Origin of the sequence: Streptomyces taklimakanensis (assembly GCF_009709575.1) — a bacterium.
Lineage (GTDB): Bacteria > Actinomycetota > Actinomycetes > Streptomycetales > Streptomycetaceae > Streptomyces > Streptomyces taklimakanensis.
The window spans coordinates 1,599,019-1,623,654 of the sequence record NZ_WIXO01000001.1; the positions used below are offsets into that span (position 1 = coordinate 1,599,019).

The window sequence follows — 24,636 nt, forward strand, 5'->3', positions numbered from 1 at the left end:
CGGACGCGGCCGCGCGCCTACGGGAGGGGGGGTGCCTTGGGGAAGGTGCGGCGGTAGTCGCTCGGCGAGACCCCGACGTGCTTCAGGAAGTGGTGGCGGAGGTTGTTCGCCGTGCCCAGGCCGCTCAGTTCGCCGATCCTCTCGACCGGCAGGTCCGTCGACTCCAGCAGGCTCTGGGCCCTGGCCAGGCGCTGGCCCAGGAGCCACCGCACGGGCGTGGTGCCCGTGGCGGCCCGGAGCCGCCGGTAGAACGTGCGCGGACTCATCGCCGCGCGCCGCGCCAGGTCCCCGACCGTCAGCGGTTCGTCCAGGTGCGCGCGGGCCCACTCCAGGACCGGCGCCAGCCCCTCGTCGTCGGTGGCGGGCACGGCCAGGTCGACGAACTGGGCCTGGCCGCCCGGCCGGTGGGCGGGCACGACCATCCGGCGGGCGAGCTGGTTGGCGACGTGGGCGCCCAGGTCACGGCGCACGAGGTGGAGGCAGAGGTCGAGGCCGGCGGTGAGTCCGGCGCTGGTGAGGACGTCGCCGTTGTCGACGTACAGCACCGAGTCGTCGACCTCCACCTCCGGGTAGCGGGCGGCGAGCTGGGCGGTGTGCATCCAGTGGGCGGTGGCGCGGCGGCCGTCCAGCAGGCCCGCCTCGGCGAGCGCGAAGGCGCCGGTGCACAGGGAGACCATGCGGGCGCCGCCCTCGTGGGCGCGGCGCAGGGCCTTGACCAGCTCCGCCGGGATCGGCTCGCCGTCCTCGACGCAGGCGTCGGGGACGGAGGAAACGATCACGGTGTCCGCGCCGACGAGGTCGTCGAGGCCGTAGGGGGTCCGCAGGGCCAGCCCCACGCCGTCCGGCGGGCCGTCCCCCGTCCCGCACAGCCGCAGCTCGTACCAGGGGTCGGCCAGATCCGGCTGCGGCTTCCCGAAGACGGTGCAGGGGATGCCGAGTTCGTACAGGTCCCAGGAGGAGATCTCGATGCCCTCGGGCACGACCACGGCGACGGAACCGGCACCCATGCCCCGAAGCGTAGGCCACACCGCCGACGGTGTGGCAGGAATTTGGCGCCGGCCGTCACCGCCGTCACTGTCCCGGGCCGCCACGCGCTGCGAGCGTGGTCCCCACGTGAACGACACGACCGTCCGCCGCGCGCGGACGCACTTCGGGGAGTGGTGGCATGAACGCGCACTATCCGGCCGTGACCGTCCTGGGCCTGGGATCGATGGGCTCGGCACTGGCCGCCGCACTGTCGGACCGGGGGCACCCGACCACCGTGTGGAACCGCTCGGCCCACAAGGCGGAGGCACTCGTGGCGCGGGGCGCCCTGCCGGCTGCGACGGCCGGGGAGGCGGTCGCGGCGAGCCCGCTGGTCGTCGCCTGCGTCCTGGACTACGACGCGCTGCGCACCGTCCTCGACCCCGTGGCCGACACCCTGGCGGGCAGGACGCTGGTCAACCTCACCTCCGGTTCGCCGGAGCAGGCCCGGGAGACCGCCGAGTGGGCCCGCTCGCACGGGGCCGACTACCTCGACGGCGCGATCATGACCACCCCGCCGGGGGTCGGCAGCCCGGAGATGATGTTCTTCTACAGCGGCCCGGAGCCCGTCTTCGAGGCCCACCGGCCGATCCTGGCGGCCCTGGGCGATCCCCTGTACCTGGGGGCCGACCCGGGAACGGCGTCCCTCTACGACGCCGCCCTGCTCGGTCTGATGTGGGCGGTGCTGACCGGCTGGCTGCACGGCACCGCGCTGGTCGGTGCGGAGGGGACGCAGGCCACGGCGTTCACCCCCGTCGCCGTGCGCTGGCTGACCGCCGTGGCCGGCTTCATGACCACCTACGCGCCCCAGGTGGACGCCGGCCGCTACCCGGGCGACGACGCCACCGTCGACGTGCAGATCGCGACGATCGACCACCTCCTCCACGCGGCCGAGGCCCGCGGCCTGGACAACGCGCTGCCCGCGCTGCTGAAGGCCACCATGGAACGGGCTAAGGCCGCCGGGCACGGCTCGGACAGCTACGCGAGCGTGATCGAGGTCCTGCGGGGTCCGTCGGCCGGCGGGTGACCGCGCGCCGGGGCGCCGGGCGGGGGCCGGCTCCCCGGCGGTCCCGCGCCTCGGTCCCCCACCGGGGCGCGCTCGTCCAGGAGGCCCTCGCCGCGCAGGTCGGACCAGAGCCCGGCCGGTACGTCCGCCTCGAAGACCGCCACGTCGGCCCGCACCTCCTCCGCCGAGCGCATGCCGACCACGATGCCCGCGACCACGGGGTGGAGCAGGGGGAACACCATCGCCGCCTGAGGGAGGGTCACCCCGTGCGCCTCGCAGACGTCGGCGATGCGGTGGGCCCGCCGCAGCAGTTCGGACGGGGCGGGGCCGTAGTCGTAGAACGCGCCGTCGGCGGGCCGCGGCGCGGCCGGCAGACCGGAGTTGAAGACGGAGACCGCCAGCACCGAGACGCCGCGCTCGGCGCACGCGGGCAGCAGGTCGTCCAGGGCGCTGTGCTCCAGCAGCGTGTAGCGGCCGGAGAGCATCACCACGTCGGCGTCGGTCTCCCGTACGAACCTGGTCAGCATGCCGGTGTGGTGCATCCCCGCCCCGACGGCGCCCACCACGCCCTGGGCGCGCAGTTCGGCGAGCGCCGGGTAGCCGTGGCGCAGGGCGTCCTCGAAGCGGTCCTCCGCGTCGTGGAGGAACAGCACGTCGAAGCGGTCGACGCCCATGCGGGCGAGGGAGTCCTCGACGCTGCGCAGGATGCCGTCGCGGGAGAAGTCCCACACCCGCCGGTGCGTCGCGGGCACCATGAACGCCTCGTCGGTCCGGCCCGCCGGGTCCTGCGGCACGAGCAGCCTGCCGACCTTCGTCGAGAGCGTGAACCCGTTCCGCGGCCTGCGGCCCAGGAAGTCGCCGATGCGGCGCTCGGAGTGCCCGATGCCGTAGTGCGGCGAGGTGTCGAAGTAGCGGATCCCGCTCTGCCAGGCCGCCTCCAGCACTCCGGCCGTGGTGTCGTCGTCCGGCGGCTCGAAGAGGCCGCCCAGCGGCCCGCCGCCGAAGCCCGGTTCGGTGACCTCCACCGTGCTCCACCCCAACCTGCCGGTCCTCGTCCGGTCGGTTCTCCCCCGGGTTCGACGCCGTGTGCGGCATGACGTGCGCCACACGTCCGACCTCGTCCGCTCCGCGGTGCCGCTCCAACCGTTTTTCCGGCGGACGGGGACCTCCTCCCGCCGCCCCGCCGCACCGGCCCGGTTGTGCGGATCCGACACCCGCCCTCCTCCTCTCCGTACCAATGGGGCAGGCTTGTCCCCGTGCCAGAACCCACTCACACCCCAGCACCCGACAAGCAGCGCCCGCATCCGCACCCCGCGACGCTGCGGCGGCTGGAGCAGTCCTCCGGCAAGCTGGCCGCCGCCGCCCTGGCTCGGATGGGGGAGCAACTGCCCTGGTACCGCGCGATGCCACCGGAGAACCGGTCGTGGATCGGACTGGTGGCGCAGGCGGGCATCGCGGCGTTCACCGAGTGGTTCCGGCACCCGGAGACGCCGCAGGCGATCAGCACGGACGTGTTCGGCACCGCGCCACGCGAGTTGACGCGGGCGGTCACGCTGCGACAGACGGTGGAGATGGTCCGCACCACCATCGAGGTCGTGGAGTCGGCGATCGACGAGGTGGCCGCGCCCGGCGACGAGGGCGTGCTGCGCGAGGCGCTGCTCGTCTACGCACGGGAGATAGCCTTCGCCACCGCCCAGGTGTACGCCCAGGCGGCCGAGGCGCGCGGCGCGTGGGACGCGCGCCTGGAGTCCCTGGTGGTCAACGCGGTCCTCTCGGGCGAGGCCGATGAAGGGGCCGTCTCCCGCGCCGCGGCGCTGGGCTGGAACTCCCCCGACCACGTGGCCGTGGTGCTGGGCACCGCGCCCGACGGGGACAACGAACTGACCGTGGAGGCGATACGGCGCGCCGCCCGGCACGCCAGGCTCCAGGTGCTCACCGGGGTGCTGGGCAACCGCCTGGTGGTCGTCGCGGGCGGCTCCGACGATCCGCTGCACATGGCCAAGTCGTTGATCGGGCCGTTCGCGCCGGGGCCCGTGGTGGCCGGGCCCGTGGTGGGCGACCTGCTGTCGGCGACGCGGTCGGCGCGGGCCGCCGCGGCCGGGCTGAAGGCGTGCGCCGCGTGGCCGGACGCGCCGCGCCCGGTGCTCGCCGACGATCTGCTGCCCGAGCGCGCGATGGCCGGGGACGCCACCGCGCGCACCCTGCTGGTGGAGGAGATCTACAGGCCGCTCCAGGAGGCCGGCGCGGCCCTCCTGGAGACCCTGAGCGTGTATCTGGAGCAGGCCAGCAGCCTGGAGGGGGCGGCGCGGATGTTGTTCGTCCATCCCAACACCGTCCGTTACCGGCTCCGCCGTGTGACGGATGTCACCGGGTGGTCCCCGTCGGATGTGCGCTCGGCGTTCACGCTGCGTGTGGCCCTCATTCTGGGGCGTCTGGCCGACGGAGGGGGGCGGCTATAGTCGCGCCGGGCGGTTTTGTCCGCTCCGGACAATTACCCTGAGCGTTCTTCGTGTCGGTCCCCACCGGCGGGGACCTCCGTCGACAAGAGAGAGTGTGAGAGTGCTCGTACTCGTCGCTCCCGGCCAGGGTGCCCAGACACCCGGCTTCCTGACCCCTTGGCTCGAACTCCCCGGTGTCGCCGACCGCCTGCGGGAGTGGTCGACCGCCATCGACCTGGACCTGGTGCACTACGGCACCGAGGCCGACGCCGAGCGAATCCGTGACACCGCCGTGGCACAGCCCCTGCTGGTCGCAGCGGGGCTGGTCTCCGCGCAGGCGCTGCTGGACGGCGTGCCCAAGGACGCCCTCGGCGCCGTCGCGGGCCACAGCGTGGGCGAGCTGACCGCCGCCGCGATCGGCGAAGTCCTCACCCCCGAGGCCGTGATGGGGCTGGTGCGCACCCGTGGCCGGGCGATGGCCGAGGCCGCCGCCGTCACCCCGACCGGCATGGCCGCCGTCATCGGCGGCGAACCGGAGACGGTGACCGCGCACCTGAAGAAGCTGGGGCTGACCCCGGCCAACGTCAACGGCGCCGGACAGATCGTCGCCGCCGGCACCACCGAGCAGTTGGCCGCCCTGGCCGAGGAGAAGCCCGAGGGCGTGCGGATGGTGAAGGCCCTGTCCGTGGCCGGCGCCTTCCACACCCACCACATGGCCCCGGCCGTCGACGCCCTGGCCGAGGCGGTCGGAGGCGTCGAGGCGAAGGACCCGGTCGTCCGCTACGTCTCCAACCGGGACGGGCGGGTCGTCGCGGACGGCGGCGAGGTGGTGCGGCGGCTGGTGGAACAGGTCTCCAACTCCGTGCGCTGGGACCTGTGCATGGAGACCTTCCGCGAGTTGGGCGTCACCGCGCTGATCGAGGTCTGCCCCGGCGGCACCCTCACCGGTCTGGCCAAGCGCGCCCTGCCGGGCGTGAAGACGCTGGCGATCAAGACCCCCGAGCACCTCGACGCGGCCCGTGAGCTGATCGCCGAGCACGCTTCCACGCCGGCCCCATAACCGGACAGTGGCCGGACAGCAGCCGATAGGAGCTTCGAGAAGCATGACCGCGAAGATCAGGCCCTCCAGGGGCGCGCCGTACGCGCGCATCCTCGGTGTGGGCGGCTACCGGCCGACCCGTGTAGTGCCCAACGAGGAGATCCTGAAGCACATCGACTCCTCCGACGAGTGGATCCGTTCCCGTTCCGGGATCGCCACCCGGCACTGGGCGGGCCCGGAGGAGACCGTCGCGGAGATGACCCTCGCCGCGGCGGGCAAGGCCATCGCGGACGCCGGAATCGATCCGCAGCGGATCGGCGCGGTCGTCATCTCGACCGTCTCCCACTTCAAGCAGACGCCCTCGATCGCCACCGAGATCGCCCACCGGCTGGGCACCGACAAGGCCGCCGCCTTCGACATCTCCGCGGCCTGCGCGGGCTTCGGCTACGGCCTGACCATCGCCAAGGGCCTGATCGTGGACGGCAGCGCCGAGTACGCGCTGGTGGTCGGCGTCGAACGGCTGTCGGACCTGACGGACCTGACGGACCGCACCACCGCCTTCCTCTTCGGCGACGGCGCCGGCGCGGTGGTCGTCGGCCCGTCCGAGGAGCCCGCCATCGGCCCCGTCGTGTGGGGGTCGGAGGGCGACAAGGCGGACGTCATCTCGCAGACCGTGCCGTGGGACGACTTCCGCGTCGGCGACGTGTCGCGGCTGCCCGTCGGCGAGGACGGCACGTTGAAGTTCCCGGCGCTCCGGCAGGAGGGGCAGACGGTCTTCCGCTGGGCCGTCTTCGAGATGGCGAAAGTCGCCCAGCAGGCTCTGGAGGCCGCCGGGATCACCGCCGACGACCTGGACGTCTTCATCCCGCACCAGGCCAACATGCGGATCATCGACTCGATGGTGAAGACCCTCAAGCTGCCGGAGCACGTCACGGTCGCCCGTGACGTGGAGACCACCGGCAACACCTCGGCCGCCTCCATCCCGCTCGCCATGGAGCGGTTGTTGGCGACCGGGCAGGCGAAGAGCGGCGACACCGCGCTCGTCATCGGATTCGGGGCGGGTCTCGTCTACGCGGCAACGGTCGTTACCCTCCCCTAGTCGGTCGTTCCACACCGCACCGCAACAGACCGCAGCACAAGGCAACACAACGAGAAGGAGCGCCACACATGGCCGCCACCAAGGAAGAGATCGTCGCCGGTCTCGCCGAGATCGTGAACGAGATCGCCGGCATCCCGGTCGAGGACGTCCAGCCGGAGAAGTCCTTCACCGACGACCTGGACGTCGACTCGCTGTCCATGGTCGAGGTCGTCGTCGCCGCCGAGGAGCGCTTCGGCGTGAAGATCCCGGACGACGACGTCAAGAACCTCAAGACCGTCGGTGACGCGGTGGACTACATCACCACCCACCAGGACTGATCCGTCCGGAATCCGTCGAGGCGTTTGTCGCCACCCGTTCGCGGTGGCGGATGACCGCACATCCCCTACCAGTGGAGACGAGAAAACCCGTGAACGCGACCAATCGCACCGTGGTCGTCACCGGTGTCGGCGCAACCACACCGCTGGGTGGCGACAGCGCATCGACGTGGGAGGGCCTGGTCGCCGGCCGTTCCGGCGTCAGGGCCCTGGAGCACGACTGGGCGGCCGAGCTGCCGGTGAGGATCGCCGCCCGGGTGGCGGTCGAGCCCTCCGAGGTCCTGCCCCGCCCCCTGGCCCGCAAGCTGGACCGCTCGGCGCAGTTCGCGCTGATCGCCGCCCGCGAGGCATGGGCCGACGCCGGCTTCGAGGGCAAGGCCGGAGAGAGCGGTCAGGTGGACCCGGACCGGCTCGGCACCGTCGTCGCCTCCGGCATCGGCGGCGTCACCACGCTGCTCGACCAGTACGACGTGCTGAGGGAGAAGGGCGCGCGCCGGGTCTCCCCGCACACCGTTCCGATGCTGATGCCCAACGGCCCCTCCGCCAACGTCGGCCTGGAGGTGGGCGCCCAGGCGGGCGTGCACACCCCGGTCAGCGCCTGCGCCTCGGGGGCCGAGGCGGTCGGCTACGCCGTGGAGATGATCCGCAGCGGACGCGCCGACGTGGTCGTCACCGGCGGCACCGAGGCGGCCATCCACCCGCTGCCCGTCGCCGCCTTCGCCAACATGATGGCGATGTCCAAGAACAACGACGCGCCCGAGAGGGCGTCGCGCCCCTTCGACACGGCCCGTGACGGCTTCGTGCTCGGCGAGGGCGCGGGCATCGTGGTGCTGGAGTCGGCCGAGCACGCCGCGCGGCGGGGCGCGCGGGTCTACTGCGAGGTGCTGGGCCAGGGGTTGTCCGCGGACAACCACCACATCGCCCAGCCCGAGCCGACCGGCCGGGGCATCGCCGCCGCGCTCCAGCACCTGTTGGAGACCACCGGCCTGAAGCCCTCGGAGGTCGCGCACGTCAACGCGCACGCCACCTCCACGCCGCAGGGCGACGTCGCGGAGATCAAGGCACTGCGCAAGGTGCTGGGCTCCGACCTGGACCACGTGGCCGTCTCCGCCACCAAGTCCATGACCGGCCACCTGCTGGGCGGCGCGGGCGGTGTCGAGACGGTGGCGGCGGTGCTCGCCCTGCACCACCGCACGGCTCCGCCGACCGTCAACGTCGAGAACCTGGACGAGGAGGTCGACGCCGACATCGTGCGCGACGAGGCCCGCTCGCTGGGCGAGGGCCCGCTCGTCGCCCTCAACAACTCCTTCGGCTTCGGCGGCCACAACGTCGTCGTGGCCTTCCGGACCGTCTGACGCGCGACCCGACGCACGGACCCGAGAGCGCGTCCGACGGGCCGTCACAGGCGCGAGACGGATCCCGAGGGGCCCTGGCCGGTACGACCGGCCAGGGCCCCTCGACGTGCCCCCGCGGGGCGTTCCCGCGCCCGCCGCCCCGGTCAGGGGCAGGTGACGACCTGCCCGGCCCAGGAGAGCCCACCGCCGAAGGAGAACAGCAGCACGGGCGCCCCCGGTTCGAGTTCACGGCGCTCGACCAGCTTGGACAGGGCGAGCGGAACGGAGGCGGCCGAGGTGTTGCCGGAGTCGACCACGTCGCGCGCCACCACGACGCCGTCCACGCTCAGGCGGCGCACCAGGGACTCGATGATGCGCAGGTTGGCCTGGTGGGTGACGATGCCACCGAGGTCCCCGGGGGCGACACCGGCCTTCTCGCACGCCCGCTCGATCAGGGGGGCCAGCTCGGTGGTGGCCCAGCGGAAGACGGTCTGGCCCTCCTGGGCGAAGCGCGGCCGCCAGGCGCCCTTCAGCCGTACGGCGTCCCCGCGCGTGGGGTCGGAGCCCCAGACGACGGGGCCGATGCCGTCCCGGCCGGCGTCGCCGCCCTCCTCGGCGCTGACGACGGCCGCGCCCGCCCCGTCACCGAGGAGGACGCAGGTGGAGCGGTCGGTCCAGTCGGTGACGTCGGACATCTTCTCGGCGCCGACGACCAGGGCGTGCCGCGCGGCCCCGGCGCGCAGCGAGTGGTCGGCGGTGGCCAGGGCGGTGGTGAAGCCCGCGCAGCCGTTGTTGAGGTCGAAGGCGACGGCGCCGGGAACGCCCAGGCGCCCGGCGACCTGGGCGGCGATGGACGGACAGCGGTCCTGGGCCGAGCAGGTGGCGACGGTGACCAGTCCGATGTCGGCCGGATCGAGCCCGGAGGCGGCCAGGGCCTTGCCCGCCGCGGCGGCGGCCAGATCGGTGACGGTCTCCTCGCGGGCGACGCGGCGGGTGACGATACCGGTCCGTTGCCGGATCCACTCGTCGCTGGTCTCCACCATGCCCGCCAGGTCGTGGTTGGTCAGCACGTGGTCGGGCTGGTGGTGGCCCAGGGCGGCGATACGGGTACGGGGCACTGTTGGTCCTCCTCGGCTCGGCCGTGGCCCGGGGCGGGTACGCGCGTTCGGACCCGGCCTCGACTCGTCGATACCCGGACCCTATAGCGACCGATCGATCGGACTCTAACGAGGTCCAACACTCGGTACGCCGTACGATGGCGTCCGTGAGCCCCCGCAGATCCGCCGCCGAAGCCCGCCGCACCCGCGAGCGGATCGTCGAACGCAGTGTCGCCCTCGCCTCGTTGGAGGGCCTGGAAGGGCTGACGATCGGCCGGCTCGCCGCCGACCTGGGGCTCAGCAAGTCCGGCCTGCTGGGCCACTTCGGCACCAAGGAGGCACTTCAGATCGCCGCCCTGGAACGGGCGGCGACGATCTTCGACCGTGAGGTCTGGCGTCCCGCGGCCGGCGCCGAGCCGGGACTGGCGCGGCTGCGCGCGGTCTGCGCGACGTGGATCTCCTACCTGGAGCGCGGGGTGTTCCCCGGCGGCTGCCTCTTCGTCGGCTCCACCTTCGAGTACGACGGTCGCGTCGGGCCCGTGCGGGACCTGCTGCGGCGCCAGTTCGGCGCGTGGCGGCACAGGCTCTCGGCGGACGTGCGGACGGCCGTCCGACGCGGCGAGCTGCCCCGCGACACCGATCCGGAGCAGGTCGTGTTCGAGCTCTACGGAATCCTGATGAGCCTGAACCACGCCCTCCAGCTCGACGGCGACACCGCGGCCGCCGGCCGCGCCCGGCGCGCGGTGGACCGGTTGCTGCCCCCCGCGCCGGGGCCGACCGCGGCCCGGCCCTCCCCTCCGGCCTCCTCCTGAGGCGGCCGGAGGGAGCCGAGGAGCGTCGGCGGGGGCATCGGGCGGAAGAACCGGCGGAAACCCGTGGCCGGACCGGGAGGACGGGTGCCGGACCGGGAGGACGGGCGCCGGACCGGGAGGGCGGGTGCCGGACCGCCCGTCAGACCACCTGGTGGAGCCAGCGCACCGGAGCGCCCTCGCCCGCGTAGCGGAAGGGCTCCAACTCGTCGTCCCAGGGCTTGCCGAGCAGTTTGGCGATCTCGGTCTCCAGCTCCGTCTCGCCGCGCGCGGCGCGGTCGAGGGCGGAGCGCAGCCGGTCCTCGGGGATGAGGATGTCGCCGTGCAGGCCGGTCACCGCGTGGAAGATGCCCAGTTCGGGGGTGGAGCTGTAGCGCTCGCCCTCGGCGGTGGAGCAGGGCTCGGAGGTGACCTCGTAGCGGAGCATCCGCCAGCCGCGCAGCGCGGAGGCCAGCTTGGAGGCGGTGCCCGGTTCGCCCTGCCAGGACAGTTCGGCGCGCCAGGTGCCCGGCGCGGCGGGCTGCTTGATCCAGTCGAGTCCGACGCGGGCGCCGAGCACTCCGGCGACGGCCCATTCGACGTGTGGACACAGTGCGCGGGGCGCGGAGTGGACGTACAGAACTCCACGTGTCGTCACCGGGACCTCCTGTGCGGTTCGAGTGCGACCTTCCGTGGCGGCCTCGAAACCCTGTCGGCCGTGCGCCGGAGCACCGCTTGGCGTCTTGTCACATCGGTCACCTGTCTTCCAGCCTCCGAGGTTACGAACAGTAAACACTATTCGTGCTGATTCTCCCTAAAAGGGACATCAAGTGACGCGATGTAATCTGTCAGCCGTGTCCAGCGGCCATTTTCGGACCGTCACGGAAAAAGCTACCGTGCCGCGGCGCACATGGGGTGACGTACCGTCCGTCACGGCGGTCATCCCACCCGACCGAACCATCGTCCCACCGGGAAACGGTCGGCACGGGAAGCAACGGCGGGAGGAAGAAATGCGAGAGGACCTGTCGTCCGACCCCCGCCGGGCCCGGCGGGGCGGGCACCGAGGGGTGCTGGGCGCCGCGTGCGCGGTCGTCGCCGCGGTGGTGGCCCTGATCGTGTTCGCCGTCTCGTGCGGCGGCCCGACCGGGGGCGGCGACGCCGGCTCCGAGGGGAACGACGACGCGCCGCGACCCCGGAGCGCCTCCCCCTCCCCCACCTGGGACACCGGGCCGGACTCGCTGGCGGCCCTGGGCGACTCCATCACCCGCGCCTTCGACGCCTGCTCGCTGCTGGACGACTGCCCGGAGGCGTCCTGGGCCACCGGGACCTCGCCGGAGGTGGACAGCCTGGCCCGACGGCTGGACGTGCCGGCCTCCGCCCGCTGGAACCACGCGCGCTCCGGCGCCCTGATGTCCGACCTGCCCGGTCAGGCCCGCAGGGCCGCCGCCCACCGGCCGGAGCTGGTGACGGTGCTGGTCGGCGCGAACGACGCCTGCCGACCGACCGTCGGGGAGATGACGCCGGTGGAGGAGTTCCGAGCCGACTTCGCCGAGGCGCTGCGCGCCCTGCGCGCCGCGTCGCCGAGGACGCAGGTCTTCGTGGCGAGCCTGCCGGACCTGGAGCGGCTGTGGTCCGTGGGCCGCTCCCACCCCCTGGCCTCGCAGGTGTGGAAGCTGGGCATCTGCCCGTCGATGCTGGGCGGCACCTCCGACCCCTTGGACACCGCGGCCGCCGAGCGGCGCGGAAAGGTGGCGGAGCGGGTGCGGGCGTACAACTCGGCGCTGGAGGAGGTCTGCGCGGGCGACGCGCGCTGCCGTCACGACGGCGGGGCGGTCCACGCCTACCGCTTCACCACCCGGGAGTTGAGCACCTGGGACTGGTTCCACCCGGGCGTGGAGGGGCAGCGCAGGCTCGCCGAGATCGCCCACCGCGTGGTGACCGCCGAGCGTCCGCCCGCCTGAGCGGCGCGAATCCACGTCCACCCCATTGACGTCGGTCCGAGCACGTCATTACATTCACGCCAGCATTTCGAACGTGTGACGAAATATCGAACGACATAGAAGGGCACCGCTGTGCGCATCACCGGAATCAGCACGCATGTCGTCGGTACTCCGTGGCGCAACCTGACCTACGTCCAGGTGCACACCGACGAGGGACTCACCGGCGTCGGCGAGACCCGGATGCTCGGGCACACCGACGCGCTCGTCGGCTACCTGCGGGAGGCCGAGGCCAACCACATCGCCGGCTCCGACCCCTTCGCCGTCGAGGACCTGGTGCGCCGCATGAAGTACGGCGACTACGGGCGGGCCGGCGAGATCGTGATGTCCGGCATCGCCGTCGTGGAGATGGCCTGCTGGGACATCAAGGGCAAGGCACTGGGCGTACCCGTCTGGCAGTTGCTCGGCGGACGGGTCACCGAGAAGGTCAAGGCGTACGCCAACGGCTGGTACACCGTCGAACGCACCCCCGAGGCGTTCCACCAGGCGGCCCTGAAGGTCGTCGAGCGCGGCTACCGGGCGCTCAAGCTGGACCCCTTCGGCACCGGCCACTTCGAGCTGGACCACACCGAGACGCTGCGCTCGGTCGCCCTGGTGGAAGCGGTGCGGGACGCGATCGGGCCGGAGCGCGAGCTGCTGCTGGAGATGCACGGCCGGTTCAGCCCCTCCACGGCCGTCCGCATCGCCCGCGAAGTGGAGCCGTTCCGGCCGAGTTGGCTGGAGGAGCCCGTGCCGCCGGAGAACCTCAAGGCCCTGGCGAAGGTGGCCGACAAGGTGGACATGCCGATCGCCACCGGCGAGCGCATCCACGACCGGATCGAGTTCCGCGAGCTGTTCGAGTCGCAGGCCGTCGACATCATCCAGCCGGACCTGGGCCACCTCGGCGGCATCCTGGAGACCCGCAAGCTCGCCGCCACCGCCGAGACCCACTACATGATGGTGGCGCCGCACAACGTCGGCGGCTCGGTGCTGACCGCCGCCTCGCTCCAACTGGCGGGCTGCACCCCGAACTTCAAGATCCTGGAGCACTTCAACGACTTCGCGGACGCCGAGATCAAGAGGGTGGTCAAGGGCGCGCCGGAGGTCGTGGACGGCTACTTCGCCCTCCCGGACGCCCCCGGGCTGGGCGTGGAGCTGGACACCGACGCGGCGGCCGAGTTCCCGCAGCAGCAGGCCCGGTTCGACCTGTGGGCCGAGGGCTGGGAGAAGCGGAACCCGCGCGGGACGCGGGCGTGAGGGGCCGGGCGGCACGCGGCGCCGCGGCACGGGCCCCGCACGCGTACGGATCTCGGGAAGCGGGGAGGATCCGGCGGTGAACACACCGGTACACGACCAGGGCCCACGGACCACCGAGCCGGGCCGCGCCCCCCACGCCGCACCGCGCGCCCCGCGTCCCGGCCGGGCCGTCGTCGTGGAGCGGCCCGGCGCGCACCGGTTCGCCGAGGTGTCCCACGCCCCGCCCGGACCGGGCGAGGTCCGGGTGGCGGTGTTCGCGGCCGGGGTCTGCGCCAGCGACCGCGAGGTGTACGCCGGCACCCGGGCCGAGGGCTACGTCCGCTACCCCGTCGTCCCCGGCCACGAGTGGTCCGGGACGGTGGAGGAGGTCGGGGAGGGCGTCGACCCGGCGCTGGTCGGGCGGAAGGCGGTGGGCGAGGGGTTCCGCGCCTGCCTGGTCTGCGACCGCTGCCGGGAGGGCGCCGGCAGCCTGTGCGTCGGCGGCTACGACGAGACGGGCTTCACCCGGCCCGGCGCCTTCGCCGACGCCCTGACCCTGCCCGCCCGGCTGCTGCACGTCCTGGACGACGGCGCCGACCTGCGCTCCGCGGCCCTGCTGGAGCCGGCCGCCGTGGTCGCCGCGGCCGCGCTGGCGGCGGAGCCCCGGCCCGGCGAGCGGATCGCGGTGGTCGGCGCGGGCACGCTCGGCCTGCTGGCCGTCCAGTTCCTGGCCGCCTCCTCCCCCGCCGAGCTGCTGGTGGTGGATCCCAGGATCGAGCGCGCCCGGCAGGCGACGGCGATGGGCGCCACCGAGGCGCGCGAGCCGGCGGCGACCGGGGAACTGCACGGCCGCTACGACCTGGTGGTGGAGACCGCGGGCGCGCCCACCACCGCACGGGACTCCTGTCTGCTGGCCCGGCGCGGCGGTCGGGTGGTCCTCACCGGGTTGCCCGAGCCGGGCGCGGCGGGCATCGACCCGATCCACCTGACCGTCGGGCAGATCACCGTCCGGACCGTCTTCGGCGCGCCGTCGGCCGCCTGGGCGTACGCGGTGCGCGCCTTCGAGACCGGTCTGCTCGCGCCGGCCGCCCTGATCACCCACGAACTGCCGCTGGAGGAGTTCGCCCGGGCCGTCGCACTGGTCGGCGGCGAAGACCCGGAGGTCGGCAAGGTGCTGCTGCGTCCCTGACCGCCAGGCCTGGTCAGGGACGGGCCCGCCCGACACCGGGCGGGCCCGGACCACCGGATCCGACGTCCCGCGCCCCCGTCCGAGCCCGATCCCGTTCCACACCCTCGACCACGAACGCCGTACGACATATCGAACCTGGGAGCATCGTGACCGACGCGTCCATCGAACCCTCCGGCCCCCGCCGTCCCGGCGAGGCCGCCCTCGCCTCCCTCGGCTACGCCCACCCCGAGTACGCCTCATCCGACGCCTCGCCGCACGCCTTCCCCGACGGGGGCACCTGGCGCACCGAGATCCCCTCCGTGGAGGGGCCGGAGGCACTGACCACCGTGCTGAAGGAGGCCGAGGCGCTGGACGTTCCCGTCCACCGCGTCAGCCAGGGCAGCGGCGCGTGGATGTTGACCGACACCGAGATCGCCGAGATGGTCGGCGCCTGTGCCGAACACGGCGCCGAACTGTGCCTGTTCACCGGGCCGCGCGGCACCTGGGACACCGGGGCCGGCACCCGCACCCCCTCCGGCGGCGCCGGGCTGCGCGCCCGCGGCCACGACGCGCTCGCCGGGTGCGTGGAGGACGCCCTGCGCGCCACCGAACTCGGCGTGCGGTGCCTGTTGGTGGCCGACGAGGGAGTGCTGTTGACCCTCCACCGGCTGCGGACGCGCGGCGTCCTGCCCGCCGACACCACCTTCAAGGTCTCGGCGCTGATCGGCCCGGTGAACCCGGTCTCCTTCGCCGTCTTCGAACGCCTGGGCGCCGACTCGATCAACGTGCCCTCCGACCTGTCCCTGGAGCACCTGACCGAGATCCGTCGCGTCAGCCGCGCCCCGATGGACTTCTACCTGGAGGCCCCCGACGACCTCGGCGGCTACGTGCGGATGTACGACGCCGCCGAGCTGATCCGGCGCGGCGCGCCGATCTACCTCAAGTTCGGCCTCAGCAAGGCGCCCGGCATCTACCCCTACGGCGCGCACCTGCGCGACCTGACCCTGGACACCGCCCGCGAACGGGTCCGCCGCGGGCGGCTCGCCCTGGACCTGCTGGCCCGGATGGGCGCCGACACCGGGATGTCCCCCCTCGGGTCCCGACTGCCCGGCCCGCTCGACCGCTTCCCCGAAGAGAACGGCAGCACACCGGAAGGGAACTGATCACCATGCGCGACCGCACCCGTGCCCGCACCCGTACGCGCACCACCAGAGCCGCCGTCGGCGTCTGCGCCCTCCTCGCCCTGGCGTTGACCGCCTGCGGCCAGAACTCCGAGGGCGGCAGCAGGGACGACGGAGCCGACAACGCCGCCGAGGGCGGCACCATCGGCATCGCCATGCCCACCAAGTCCTCCGAGCGGTGGATAGCCGACGGCGAGAACATGGTGGAGCAGTTCGAGGCCAAGGGCTACGAGACCGATCTGCAGTACGGCGACGACAAGGTGGAGAACCAGGTCGCGCAGATCGAGAACATGATCTCCAAGGGCCACGACGCACTGGTGATCGCCGCCATCGACGGCTCCTCGCTGACCAACGTACTCCGCCGCGCCGAGGAGGCCGGCATCCCCGTCATCGCCTACGACCGCCTCATCCGCGGCACCGAGAGCGTCGACTACTACGCCACCTTCGACAACTTCACGGTCGGCGAACTCCAGGGTCAGTACATCGTCGACGCGCTGGAGCTGGAGGAGAACAAGGGGGAGACGTTCGACCTGGAGCTGTTCGCCGGCTCGCCGGACGACAACAACACCGGTTTCTTCTTCCGCGGCGCGATGAGCGTCCTGGAGCCCCACATCGACAGCGGGCGGCTCGTCGTGCGCAGCGGCCAGACGGAGCTGAACCAGGTCACCACCCTGCGCTGGGACGGCGGCACCGCCCAGAAGCGGATGGACGACCTGCTCAGCCGCCACTACGGCGGTGAGCGCCTGGACGCGGTCCTCTCCCCCTACGACGGCATCTCCATCGGCGTCATCTCGGCGCTCAAGAGCGCCAGCTACGGCACCGAGGGCAAGCCCTACCCCGTGGTCACCGGGCAGGACGCCGAGCTGGCCTCCGTCAAGTCGATCCTCGCCGGGCAGCAGACCCAGACCGTCTTCAAGGACACCCGCGAGTTGGCGAAGCGGGCCGTGCAGATGACCGACGCCGTGCTCGGCGGCGGCGAGCCCGAGGTCAACGACACCGAGTCCTACGACAACGGCGCCAAGGTCGTCCCCGCCTACCTGCTGGAGCCCGTCAGCATCGACAGGTCCAACACCGATCTGCTCGTGGACGAGGGGTACTACACCGCCGACCAGCTCACGTAGTCCGTGCGGGGCCGCGAGGAGAAGACATGAGCAGCGTTCTGGAGATGCGCTCGATCACCAAGACCTTCCCCGGGGTCAGAGCGCTGTCCGGGGTCGATCTGACCGTCCGCCCCGGCGAGATCCACGCCGTCTGCGGGGAGAACGGCGCGGGCAAGTCGACGCTGATGAAGGTGCTCAGCGGCGTCCACCCGCACGGCAGCTACCAGGGGGAGATCCTCTTCGAGGGCGAACCGTGCGCCTTCCGGGACATCCGGGCCGGCGAACGGCGCGGCATCGTCATCATCCACCAGGAGCTGGCGCTGGTGCCCTACCTGTCCATCGCCGAGAACATCTTCCTGGGCAACGAGCACGCCCGGCGCGGCGTCATCCGGTGGAACGACACCGTCCGCCACGCCGCCGCGCTGATGCGACGGGTCGGGCTGCACGAGAACCCGCAGACCCGCGTCGCCGACATCGGCGTGGGCAAGCAGCAACTGGTGGAGATCGCCAAGGCGCTGGCGAAGAAGGTCAGGCTGCTCGTCCTGGACGAGCCGACCGCCGCGCTCAACGACGAGGACAGCGCCAAGCTCCTCGACCTCATCCTGGAGCTGCGCTCCCAGGGCATCGCCTGCGTCCTGATCTCCCACAAGCTGGGCGAGATCCGCCGCGTCGCCGACACCGTCACCGTGCTGCGCGACGGACGGACGGTGGAGACCCTCCCCGTCCGCCCCTCGCCCGGGGCGCCCGCGGTCCTCTCGGAGGACCGGATCATCCGCGGCATGGTGGGCCGCGACCTGGACCACCGCTTCCCCGAACGCACCCGCTACGAGGGCCCGGACGCCGGGCGGCCGGCGCTGGAGATCTCCGGCTGGACGGTCCGCCACCCCATCGACCGTCGGCGCAAGGTGGTCGACGACGTGTCGCTGACGGTGCGGCGCGGCGAGATCGTCGGCATCGCCGGCCTGATGGGCGCGGGCCGCACCGAGCTGGCCATGAGCGTCTTCGGCCGCTCCTACGGGGTCCACGACGGCGGCACGGTACGGATCGACGGGGAGGAGGCGGACACCCGCACCGTGCCCGCCGCCGTCGCCCGCGGCCTGGCGTACGTCACCGAGGACCGCAAGACCTACGGGCTGAACCTGATCGACACCGTCAGCCGCAACATCTCCCTGGCCTCGCTGCCGAAGCTGGCCCGCGCCGGGGTGGTGGACGAGCACCGGGAGCGGCGGGTCGCCGAACGCTTCCGAACGTCGATGAACATCAAGACCCCGACCGTCTTCGAGCAGGTGGGGCGGCTCAGCGGCGGCAACCAGCAGAAGGTGGTGCTCGGCCGGTGGGTGCACGCCGACCCCGAGGTGCTGATCCTCGACGAGCCCACGCGCGGTGTCGACGTCGGGGCGAAGTACGAGATCTACACCGTCGTCGACCGGCTCGCCGCGCAGGGCAAGGCGGTGTTGATGATCTCCTCGGAGCTCCCGGAGCTGCTGGGGATGTGCGACCGGATCTACACCATGGCGGCCGGACGGCTGACCGGTGAGGTGGCCCGCGAGGACGCGAGCCAGGAGGTGCTGATGCGCTACATGACCGAGGACGGGAGCCGGGGCGCGTGACGAGCGACGACACCATCACCGAAGGAACCGAGGGAGGGGCCCCCGCGGGAAGGGGCGCCTCGGGGAGGACCGCCGGGAAGGGCCCCGGCGGGAGCGGCGGCCGTGCGGGCGGCGCCGGGGCACTGGCACTGCTGGCGCGCGGCATGCGCGCCAACATGCGGCAGTACGGGATGCTCGTCGCGCTGGCGCTGATCGTGGTGCTGTTCCAGGTGTGGACCGACGGCAACCTCCTCAAGCCCGTCAACGTGTCCAACATCGTCCAACAGAACAGCTACATCCTGATCCTGGCCATGGGCATGATGATCGTGATCATCGCCGGCCACATCGACCTGTCCGTCGGTTCGCTGGCCGCCTTCGTCGGCGCCGCGGCGGCCGTGATGATGGTCGAGTACGACCTGGCCTGGCCCGTCGCACTGGCCTGCTCGCTGCTGATCGGCGCGCTGGCGGGCGCCTGGCAGGGCTTCTGGATCGCCTACGTCGGCATCCCGTCGTTCATCGTGACGCTGGCGGGGATGTTGCTGTTCCGGGGCGGCACCCAGATCCTGTTGGAGGGCCAGTCCCTGGCGCCCTTCCCGCGCGGTTTCCAGAACATCAGCCAGGGCTTCCTGCCCGAGGGCGGCCCGCTGTCGAACTACCACGACCTGACGGTGCTGATCGGGGTGGCCGTGGTGGCGGTGGTGCTGGCCCAGGAGTGGCGCGACCGGCGGCGACAGCGGGAGTACGAACTCCAGGTGCTCCCGACGAACCTGTTCGTCCTCAAGTGCGTGGCCATCGTGGCGGCGGTGCTGGCGTTCACCCTCACCCTGGCCAGCTACCGGGGCGTGCCGGTGGTGCTGCTGGTCATGTGCGCCATCCTGGTCGGGTTGGGCTTCGTGATGCGCAACGCGGTCGTCGGCCGCCACGTGTACGCCCTGGGCGGCAACCGGGCGGCGGCCAAGCTGTCGGGCGTGAAGGACCGGAAGGTGACCTTCCTGGTCTTTGTGAACATGGGCGTGCTGGCGGCGCTGGCGGGCTGCGTGTACGCCGCCCGGCTGAACGCCGGCACCCCGCAGGCGGGCATCAACTTCGAGCTGGAGGCGATCGCCGCGGCGTTCATCGGCGGTGCCTCGATGAGCGGCGGTGTGGGTACCGTGCTGGGTGCCGTCATCGGCGGTCTGGTGCTCGGGGTGCTCAACAACGGGATGTCCCTGGTGGGCATCGGCACCGACTACCAGCAGGTCATCAAGGGCCTGGTCCTGCTGGCGGCGGTGGGATTCGACGTCTGGAACAAGAAGAAGGTGGGATCGTGAACGCCGGTAGACGCGCAGTGATCACGGCGGCCGCGGCGGCGGGCATGGCCGCCACCGTGGGACCGGGCACCGGGGCGGCGCACGCGGCCGGCCACGGCCCGTCCGAGCCGCGCCGGAAGCGGTTCGGCGAACTGGCGGACGGCACCGCGGTGGACGTCTGGACGCTGGCCAACGGCGGCACCCGACTGAAGGTGCTCTCCTACGGCGGCGTCGTGCAGTCCCTGGAGGTGCCCGACCGGAACGGCCGGCACGCCAACGTCTCGCTCGGCTTCGCCGACCTGGACTCCTACGTGGCGAGTTCCCCGTACTTCGGCGCGCTCATCGGCCGCTACGGCAACCGCATCGCGAACGGGCGCTTCACCCTCGACGGACGGACGTACGAACTGCCCCGCAACGACAACGGGCACTGCCTGCACGGCGGCGAGGGGGGTTTCCACGCCCGGGTGTGGCGGGTCGAGCCGTTCACCCGGCGCGGCGAGGTCGGGCTGGTCCTGACCCGCACCAGCCCCGACGGCGAGATGGGCTTCCCCGGGACGCTGGAGGTCCGGGTGGAGTACACACTGGACCGGCACGGCGACTTCCGGATCGACTACGAGGCCACCACCGACCGGCCCACCGTCGTCAACCTCACCAACCACACCTACTTCAACCTCGCCGGGGAGGGCAGCGGCAGCGTCCTGGACCACCACCTGGAAGTGGCCGCCTCCCGCTACACCCCGGTCGGCGAGACGCTGATCCCGACGGGCGAACTCGCGCGGGCGGCGGGCACCCCGTTCGACTTCCGCCGGGCCAAACCGATCGGGACGGACATCCGCGAGGCGCACGAGCAGATCCTGTTCGCGCAGGGCTACGACCACAACCTCGTGCTGGACAAGGGCATCACGGCCGAGCCGGAGCACGTCGTCACCGTCACCGAGCCCACCTCGGGCCGGGTGATGCGGATCGCCACCACCGAGCCGGGCGTGCAGTTCTACAGCGGCAACTTCCTCGACGGCACCCTGGAGGGCACCTCGGGGCGGGTGTACCGGCAGGGCGACGGGTTCTGCCTGGAGACCCAGCACTTCCCCGACTCCCCCAACCGGCCGTCCTTCCCCACCACCGTGCTGCGTCCGGGCCGGACGTACCGGAGCACGACCGTGCACTCCTTCTCCGTCGAATAGGCACACGGCGCGCGTACGGCGGGGGCGGTCCCGAGCGGACCGCCCCCGCCGCCGTGCTCCCCGGCGACGGACGTCAGCCGAGCCGGATCATGTTCCAGGACATCGGCTCCAGGGTGGCGCGCAGCGTTCCGTCCCTCAGCTCGGTGCCCTCACCGGGGTGCGGAAGGACCCGCTCGGGATCGGTGAGGGTGTTGCGGGCCTCGGGGTCGGAGTCGGCCAGCACGCTGTGCTCCACCACCCGTTCGGGAGCCAGTCCGCGCAGGTCCACCTCCAGCGGCAGGGCGTCGTGCTGCCCGCGGTTGACGGCGAAGACGGTGACGGCGCCGGTGGTCTCGTCGCGCACGGCGGTGGCGTGCAGCAGCGGCACCTCGCCGTACTTGGCGGTGGTGTACGTGGGCGACTGCACCCGCACGTCCAGCACCCGCCCCCGGCCGTGGCGGGAGGCCTGGGCGAAGGGGAAGAAGGTGGTCTGCCGCCAGGCCGGGCCGCCGGGCTCGGTCATGATCGGGGCGATCACGTTGACGAGCTGGGCCAGACAGGCGACGGTCACCCGGTCGGCGTGGCGCAGCAGGGCGATCACCAGGGAGCCGAAGACCACGGCGTCGGTGACGGAGTAGTTGTCCTCCAGCAGTCGGGGCGCCTCCTCCCAGTCGGGCAGGGGCTCGGCCTGGAAGCGCCGCTGGTACCAGACGTTCCACTCGTCGAAGGAGAGGTTGATCCGCTTGCGGGACTTCAGCCGGGCTCCGACGTGGTCGCAGGTGGCGACGACGTTCTCGATGAAGGACTCCATGTCCACGGCCGAGGCCAGGAAGGAGTCGCGGTCGCCGTCGATCTCCTCGTAGTAGGCGTGCAGGGAGATGTGGTCCACCAGGTCGTAGGTCTCGGCCAGGACGGTGGCCTCCCAGGCGGCGAAGGTCTCCATCGCCTGGCTGGAGCTGCCGCAGGCGACCAGTTCGAGGGAGTCGTCGAGCTGGCGCATGGCGCGGGCGGTCTCGGCGGCCAACCGGCCGTACTCGGCGGCGGTCTTGTGGCCGGTCTGCCAGGGGCCGTCCATCTCGTTGCCCAGGCACCACAGCCGGATGCCGTAGGGCTCCTTGTCGCCGTGGGCGGCGCGCAGGTCGGACAGCTCGGTGCCGCCGGGGTGGTTGGCGTACTCCAGCAGTTCACGGGCCTCCTGCACACCGCGGGTGCCGAGGTTGACGGCCATCATGGGCTCGCCGCCGACCTTGCGCACGAAGTCGATGTACTCGGCCAGGCCGAAGCGGTTGGTCTCCACCGAGCGCCAGGCGGCGTCGAGCCGGCGGGGACGCCGCTCGGCGGGGCCGACGCTGTCCTCCCAGCGGTAGCCGGAGACGAAGTTGCCGCCGGGGTAGCGGATGGCGGTCACGCCCAGTTCGCGGACCAGGTCCAGTACGTCGGTGCGCAGGCCCCGGTCGTCGGCGGAGGGGTGTCCGGGTTCGAAGACACCCGTGTAGACGCAGCGGCCGAGGTGCTCCACGAAGGAGCCGAACAGCCGGGGGTCGACCTCGCCGACGGTGAAGGCGGGGTCGAGGGCGAAACGTGCGGTGGTGCTCATGGATTCCTTCCGTCCGGGGAGGTTCGGGGTCCGCGGGGGACCGCGGGGGCAGCGGAGGCAGCGGGCCGGGCTCGCGCCGGCCGCGGACGGGGCGAGGTGGTCACCGTCCGCGGCCGGCGGGTTCTCAGTGGGCCACCGGCCACCCGTCGTCCCAGCGCATCAGGTTGATGCCGAGGGTGGGCGCGCCGTTGTCGTCGCGGTTGTAGTAGTGGTAGACGAGCAGGTCCCCGTCGACATCCGACATGACCGACTGGCCACCGGGGCCGACGACCCGACCGTGGGTCTCCAGCACGATCGTGCCGCCGTTGTTCCGCATGTCCACCCCGCGGCGGTCGCGGAACGGCCCGGTGGGGCTGGTGGAGCGGCCCACCCGGATGCTGTAGGTGCTGTCGGTGCCGGCACAGCACTTGTCGAAGGACGCGAAGAGGTAGTAGTGACCGCCGCGCTTGATCAGCGTCGGTCCCTCGATGCCGTTGCTCGTGGGGTTGCGGGCGGCGACGGAGTGGAGGGTCCGGTCGCCGGGGTGCCGCTTGCCGGTGGCCGGGTCGAGCCGCATCGTCTTGATCCCCGACCACCAGGAGCCGAAGGTCAGCCACCACGTCCCGTCGTCGTCGACGAAGAGGTTGGGGTCGATGGCGTTGTAGCCGGAGTTCGAGGTGGTGGAGTGCACGATGCCGTGGTCGGTCCAGGTGCCGGGCAGGCCGCTGGTGCTGGTGGCCAGCCCGATGGCGGAGTGGCTGGAGCCGAAGGTGGAGAGCGAGTAGTACAGCCAGTACCGGCCGTTGTGCCGGGAGATGTCGGGCGCCCAGGGGCTGCGCTCCGGCGAGTACTCGGCCCACCAGGAGGGCGGGGTGGGGAAGGCCGGGCCGGCGTGGGTGAAGTGGATCCGGTCGGTGGAGACGCGGGCCTGGGGTCCGTTGTGGGTGGAGTACAGGATGTACCGGCCGTCGTCGAGGCGGATCATCGACGGGTCGTGGACGGAGATGTCACCGGTGACCCGACCGGGGTTCGGGTAGGCGTTCGCGCTGCCGGGGACCAGGGCGACGAGCAGCCCCAGGAGCACGGCGACCAGCACTGTCGGGGAGCGGCGGACGGCCGTGGCGCGTCCGCTCGGTCGATCGTTCATCAGGACTCCTTCGGGGTTCTTCCGGGGATCGTTCGGGGCGCACGCCCCGATCTCCTCCTCTCCGGGACCGAGGGGGACGAGGGGGACGAGGGGCCGAGGAGCCGAGAGCACTGCCGGGGCCCGGCCCCGGCTCGCCCTCGCCCTCACTGTCCCGCCAGCCCGGTGTGGGCGACGCCGCGGACGATCTGCCGCTGGAAGAAGGCGAAGACCAGCAGCAGCGGCAGACCGGCGATCACCAGCGAGGCCATCACCTGGGCGTAGCGGGCACCGTAGGTGGACTGGACGTTGACCAGGCCGACCGGGAGCGTCATCGCGCTCGGGTCGGTGGTGACCAGGAACGGCCACAGGAAGTTGTTCCAGGTCTGGATGAAGGTGAAGATGGCGACGGCGGACAGGACCGGCCGCGACAGCGGCACCACGACCGTCCAGAACACCCGCCAGCGCCCGGCACCGTCGACGTAGGCCGCCTCCTCCAGCTCCCGCGGCACCCCCTCGAAGAACTTCACCAGGATGAACACCATGGCGGGGACGGCCACCTGGGGCAGGATCACGCCCCAGTAGGTGTCGACCAGTCCGAGGGAGACCATCTCGGCGAAGAGCGGGGCGATGAGCACCTGCGGCGGCACCATGATCCCCGCCATCACCAGCCCGTAGAGCGCCTTCCGGCCGCGGAATTCGGTGCGCGAGAAGCCGTAGGCGGCCATGGCGCAGGTCAGCACGGTGAGCACGGTCGTCACGACCGAGACGTAGGCGGAGTTGAGCATCCATCGGATCAGGTCGCCGGAGGCCCACACCTTCTCGTACGCCTCGAAGGTGACGCGCGAGCCGATCCACTCCAGCGAGGTCCGCGTCGTCTCGTTCTCGGGCTTGAGGGAGGTGGCGACGGCCCAGGCCAGCGGCAGCACCCAGAGCACCACCAGGGCGAGCGCGACGACGAGCGTCACCACGCGTCCCGGGGTCCAGCGCGGTCGCCGGCCGCCGTCGCCGGCCGGCGCGGAGGGCGGCCCGGCGAACCGGGCGAGCGGCCGGAAGGCGGTGCGTGCGGGGGGCGGTGCGGTCGCCGGACCGGTGGCGGT

The 24,636-nt window shown here is 72.4% G+C and carries 22 protein-coding genes; 15 read left to right on the forward strand and 7 right to left on the reverse strand.

Annotated elements, in window-relative coordinates; genetic code table 11:
• Positions 1 to 17: 17 nt before the first annotated feature.
• Positions 18 to 986 (reverse strand): GlxA family transcriptional regulator, encoded by a 969-nt coding sequence (locus F0L17_RS07110; RefSeq protein ID WP_420802463.1) that lies wholly within the window; start codon positions 984 to 986, stop codon positions 18 to 20.
• 179 nt (positions 987 to 1,165) lie between these two features.
• Here F0L17_RS07110 and F0L17_RS07115 point away from each other — a divergent pair, with 179 nt between their 5' ends.
• Positions 1,166 to 2,050, forward strand: a complete 885-nt coding sequence (locus tag F0L17_RS07115; RefSeq protein ID WP_155070404.1) for an NAD(P)-dependent oxidoreductase — start codon at positions 1,166 to 1,168, stop codon at positions 2,048 to 2,050.
• Here F0L17_RS07115 and F0L17_RS07120 read toward each other — a convergent pair.
• The gene (locus F0L17_RS07120; RefSeq protein WP_238419285.1) at positions 2,002 to 3,069 is read right to left on the reverse strand and encodes an aldo/keto reductase; all 1,068 of its coding nucleotides are present in this window, start codon (positions 3,067 to 3,069) and stop codon (positions 2,002 to 2,004) included. The two genes, F0L17_RS07115 and F0L17_RS07120, sit on opposite strands and share 49 nt — an antisense overlap.
• A 216-nt stretch (positions 3,070 to 3,285) precedes the next feature.
• Between F0L17_RS07120 and F0L17_RS07125 the strand changes: the two genes are divergently transcribed.
• From F0L17_RS07125 to fabF, 5 genes are all read left to right on the forward strand, one after another.
• Positions 3,286 to 4,488 (forward strand): helix-turn-helix domain-containing protein, encoded by a 1,203-nt coding sequence (locus tag F0L17_RS07125; RefSeq protein ID WP_162465910.1) that lies wholly within the window; start codon positions 3,286 to 3,288, stop codon positions 4,486 to 4,488.
• Positions 4,489 to 4,588: 100 nt separating this feature from the next.
• Positions 4,589 to 5,527 carry an acyltransferase domain-containing protein gene (locus tag F0L17_RS07130; RefSeq protein ID WP_162465911.1) on the forward strand — a complete coding sequence of 313 codons (939 nt, stop codon included), beginning with the start codon at positions 4,589 to 4,591 and terminating at the stop codon, positions 5,525 to 5,527.
• Between the two features lie 43 nt (positions 5,528 to 5,570).
• Positions 5,571 to 6,605: a ketoacyl-ACP synthase III gene (locus F0L17_RS07135; protein WP_155070407.1), complete on the forward strand. Its 1,035-nt coding sequence runs from the start codon at positions 5,571 to 5,573 to the stop codon at positions 6,603 to 6,605.
• A 68-nt stretch (positions 6,606 to 6,673) separates the two neighbouring features.
• Entirely contained in the window at positions 6,674 to 6,922 is a 249-nt protein-coding gene (locus F0L17_RS07140) for an acyl carrier protein (protein ID WP_155070408.1), read from the forward strand.
• An 89-nt stretch (positions 6,923 to 7,011) separates the two neighbouring features.
• The gene (fabF, locus tag F0L17_RS07145; protein WP_162465912.1) at positions 7,012 to 8,274 is read left to right on the forward strand and encodes a beta-ketoacyl-ACP synthase II; all 1,263 of its coding nucleotides are present in this window, start codon (positions 7,012 to 7,014) and stop codon (positions 8,272 to 8,274) included.
• 143 nt (positions 8,275 to 8,417) lie between these two features.
• Here fabF and F0L17_RS07150 read toward each other — a convergent pair whose 3' ends face one another.
• Positions 8,418 to 9,371, reverse strand: a complete 954-nt coding sequence (locus F0L17_RS07150) for a beta-ketoacyl-ACP synthase 3 (RefSeq protein ID WP_162465913.1) — start codon at positions 9,369 to 9,371, stop codon at positions 8,418 to 8,420.
• Positions 9,372 to 9,517: 146 nt separating this feature from the next.
• Between F0L17_RS07150 and F0L17_RS07155 the strand changes: the two genes are divergently transcribed.
• Positions 9,518 to 10,162, forward strand: coding sequence for a TetR family transcriptional regulator C-terminal domain-containing protein (locus F0L17_RS07155; RefSeq protein WP_162465914.1), 645 nt, complete (start codon positions 9,518 to 9,520; stop codon positions 10,160 to 10,162).
• Positions 10,163 to 10,301: 139 nt separating this feature from the next.
• Here the strand turns inward: F0L17_RS07155 and F0L17_RS07160 are convergent, their stop codons facing one another.
• Positions 10,302 to 10,796 carry a DUF3145 family protein gene (locus F0L17_RS07160; protein WP_162465915.1) on the reverse strand — a complete coding sequence of 165 codons (495 nt, stop codon included), beginning with the start codon at positions 10,794 to 10,796 and terminating at the stop codon, positions 10,302 to 10,304.
• Between the two features lie 352 nt (positions 10,797 to 11,148).
• Between F0L17_RS07160 and F0L17_RS07165 the strand changes: the two genes are divergently transcribed.
• From F0L17_RS07165 to F0L17_RS07200, 8 genes are all read left to right on the forward strand, one after another.
• Positions 11,149 to 12,099 (forward strand): SGNH/GDSL hydrolase family protein, encoded by a 951-nt coding sequence (locus F0L17_RS07165; protein WP_155070411.1) that lies wholly within the window; start codon positions 11,149 to 11,151, stop codon positions 12,097 to 12,099.
• 111 nt (positions 12,100 to 12,210) lie between these two features.
• A complete protein-coding gene (locus tag F0L17_RS07170; RefSeq protein ID WP_162465916.1) occupies positions 12,211 to 13,371 on the forward strand; it encodes an enolase C-terminal domain-like protein in 1,161 nt (386 codons plus the stop codon).
• Positions 13,372 to 13,546: 175 nt separating this feature from the next.
• Positions 13,547 to 14,539 carry an alcohol dehydrogenase catalytic domain-containing protein gene (locus F0L17_RS07175; protein ID WP_162466759.1) on the forward strand — a complete coding sequence of 331 codons (993 nt, stop codon included), beginning with the start codon at positions 13,547 to 13,549 and terminating at the stop codon, positions 14,537 to 14,539.
• Between the two features lie 146 nt (positions 14,540 to 14,685).
• Positions 14,686 to 15,681, forward strand: a complete 996-nt coding sequence (locus F0L17_RS07180) for a hypothetical protein (RefSeq protein WP_338017991.1) — start codon at positions 14,686 to 14,688, stop codon at positions 15,679 to 15,681.
• A gap of 5 nt (positions 15,682 to 15,686) precedes the next feature.
• Positions 15,687 to 16,820 carry a multiple monosaccharide ABC transporter substrate-binding protein gene (gene chvE, locus F0L17_RS07185; RefSeq protein ID WP_155070412.1) on the forward strand — a complete coding sequence of 378 codons (1,134 nt, stop codon included), beginning with the start codon at positions 15,687 to 15,689 and terminating at the stop codon, positions 16,818 to 16,820.
• 26 nt (positions 16,821 to 16,846) lie between these two features.
• Complete coding sequence (mmsA, locus tag F0L17_RS07190; RefSeq protein WP_155070413.1) at positions 16,847 to 18,409, forward strand: multiple monosaccharide ABC transporter ATP-binding protein; 1,563 nt, start codon at positions 16,847 to 16,849, stop codon at positions 18,407 to 18,409.
• A 143-nt stretch (positions 18,410 to 18,552) separates the two neighbouring features.
• On the forward strand, positions 18,553 to 19,698 hold the full coding sequence (gene mmsB / locus F0L17_RS07195; RefSeq protein ID WP_202917959.1) for a multiple monosaccharide ABC transporter permease: 1,146 nt from the start codon (positions 18,553 to 18,555) through the stop codon (positions 19,696 to 19,698).
• The gene (locus F0L17_RS07200; RefSeq protein ID WP_338017993.1) at positions 19,695 to 20,858 is read left to right on the forward strand and encodes an aldose epimerase family protein; all 1,164 of its coding nucleotides are present in this window, start codon (positions 19,695 to 19,697) and stop codon (positions 20,856 to 20,858) included. The genes mmsB and F0L17_RS07200 overlap by 4 nt, the downstream gene beginning before the upstream one ends.
• Positions 20,859 to 20,931: 73 nt before the next feature.
• Here F0L17_RS07200 and arfA read toward each other — a convergent pair whose 3' ends face one another.
• From arfA to F0L17_RS07215, 3 genes are all read right to left on the reverse strand, one after another.
• The gene (gene arfA / locus F0L17_RS07205) at positions 20,932 to 22,434 is read right to left on the reverse strand and encodes an arabinosylfuranosidase ArfA (RefSeq protein WP_155070414.1); all 1,503 of its coding nucleotides are present in this window, start codon (positions 22,432 to 22,434) and stop codon (positions 20,932 to 20,934) included.
• A gap of 124 nt (positions 22,435 to 22,558) precedes the next feature.
• Complete coding sequence (locus F0L17_RS07210) at positions 22,559 to 23,560, reverse strand: arabinan endo-1,5-alpha-L-arabinosidase (protein WP_155070415.1); 1,002 nt, start codon at positions 23,558 to 23,560, stop codon at positions 22,559 to 22,561.
• A 143-nt stretch (positions 23,561 to 23,703) separates the two neighbouring features.
• Positions 23,704 to 24,507, reverse strand: a complete 804-nt coding sequence (locus F0L17_RS07215) for a carbohydrate ABC transporter permease (protein ID WP_338018245.1) — start codon at positions 24,505 to 24,507, stop codon at positions 23,704 to 23,706.
• Positions 24,508 to 24,636 lie beyond the last annotated feature (129 nt).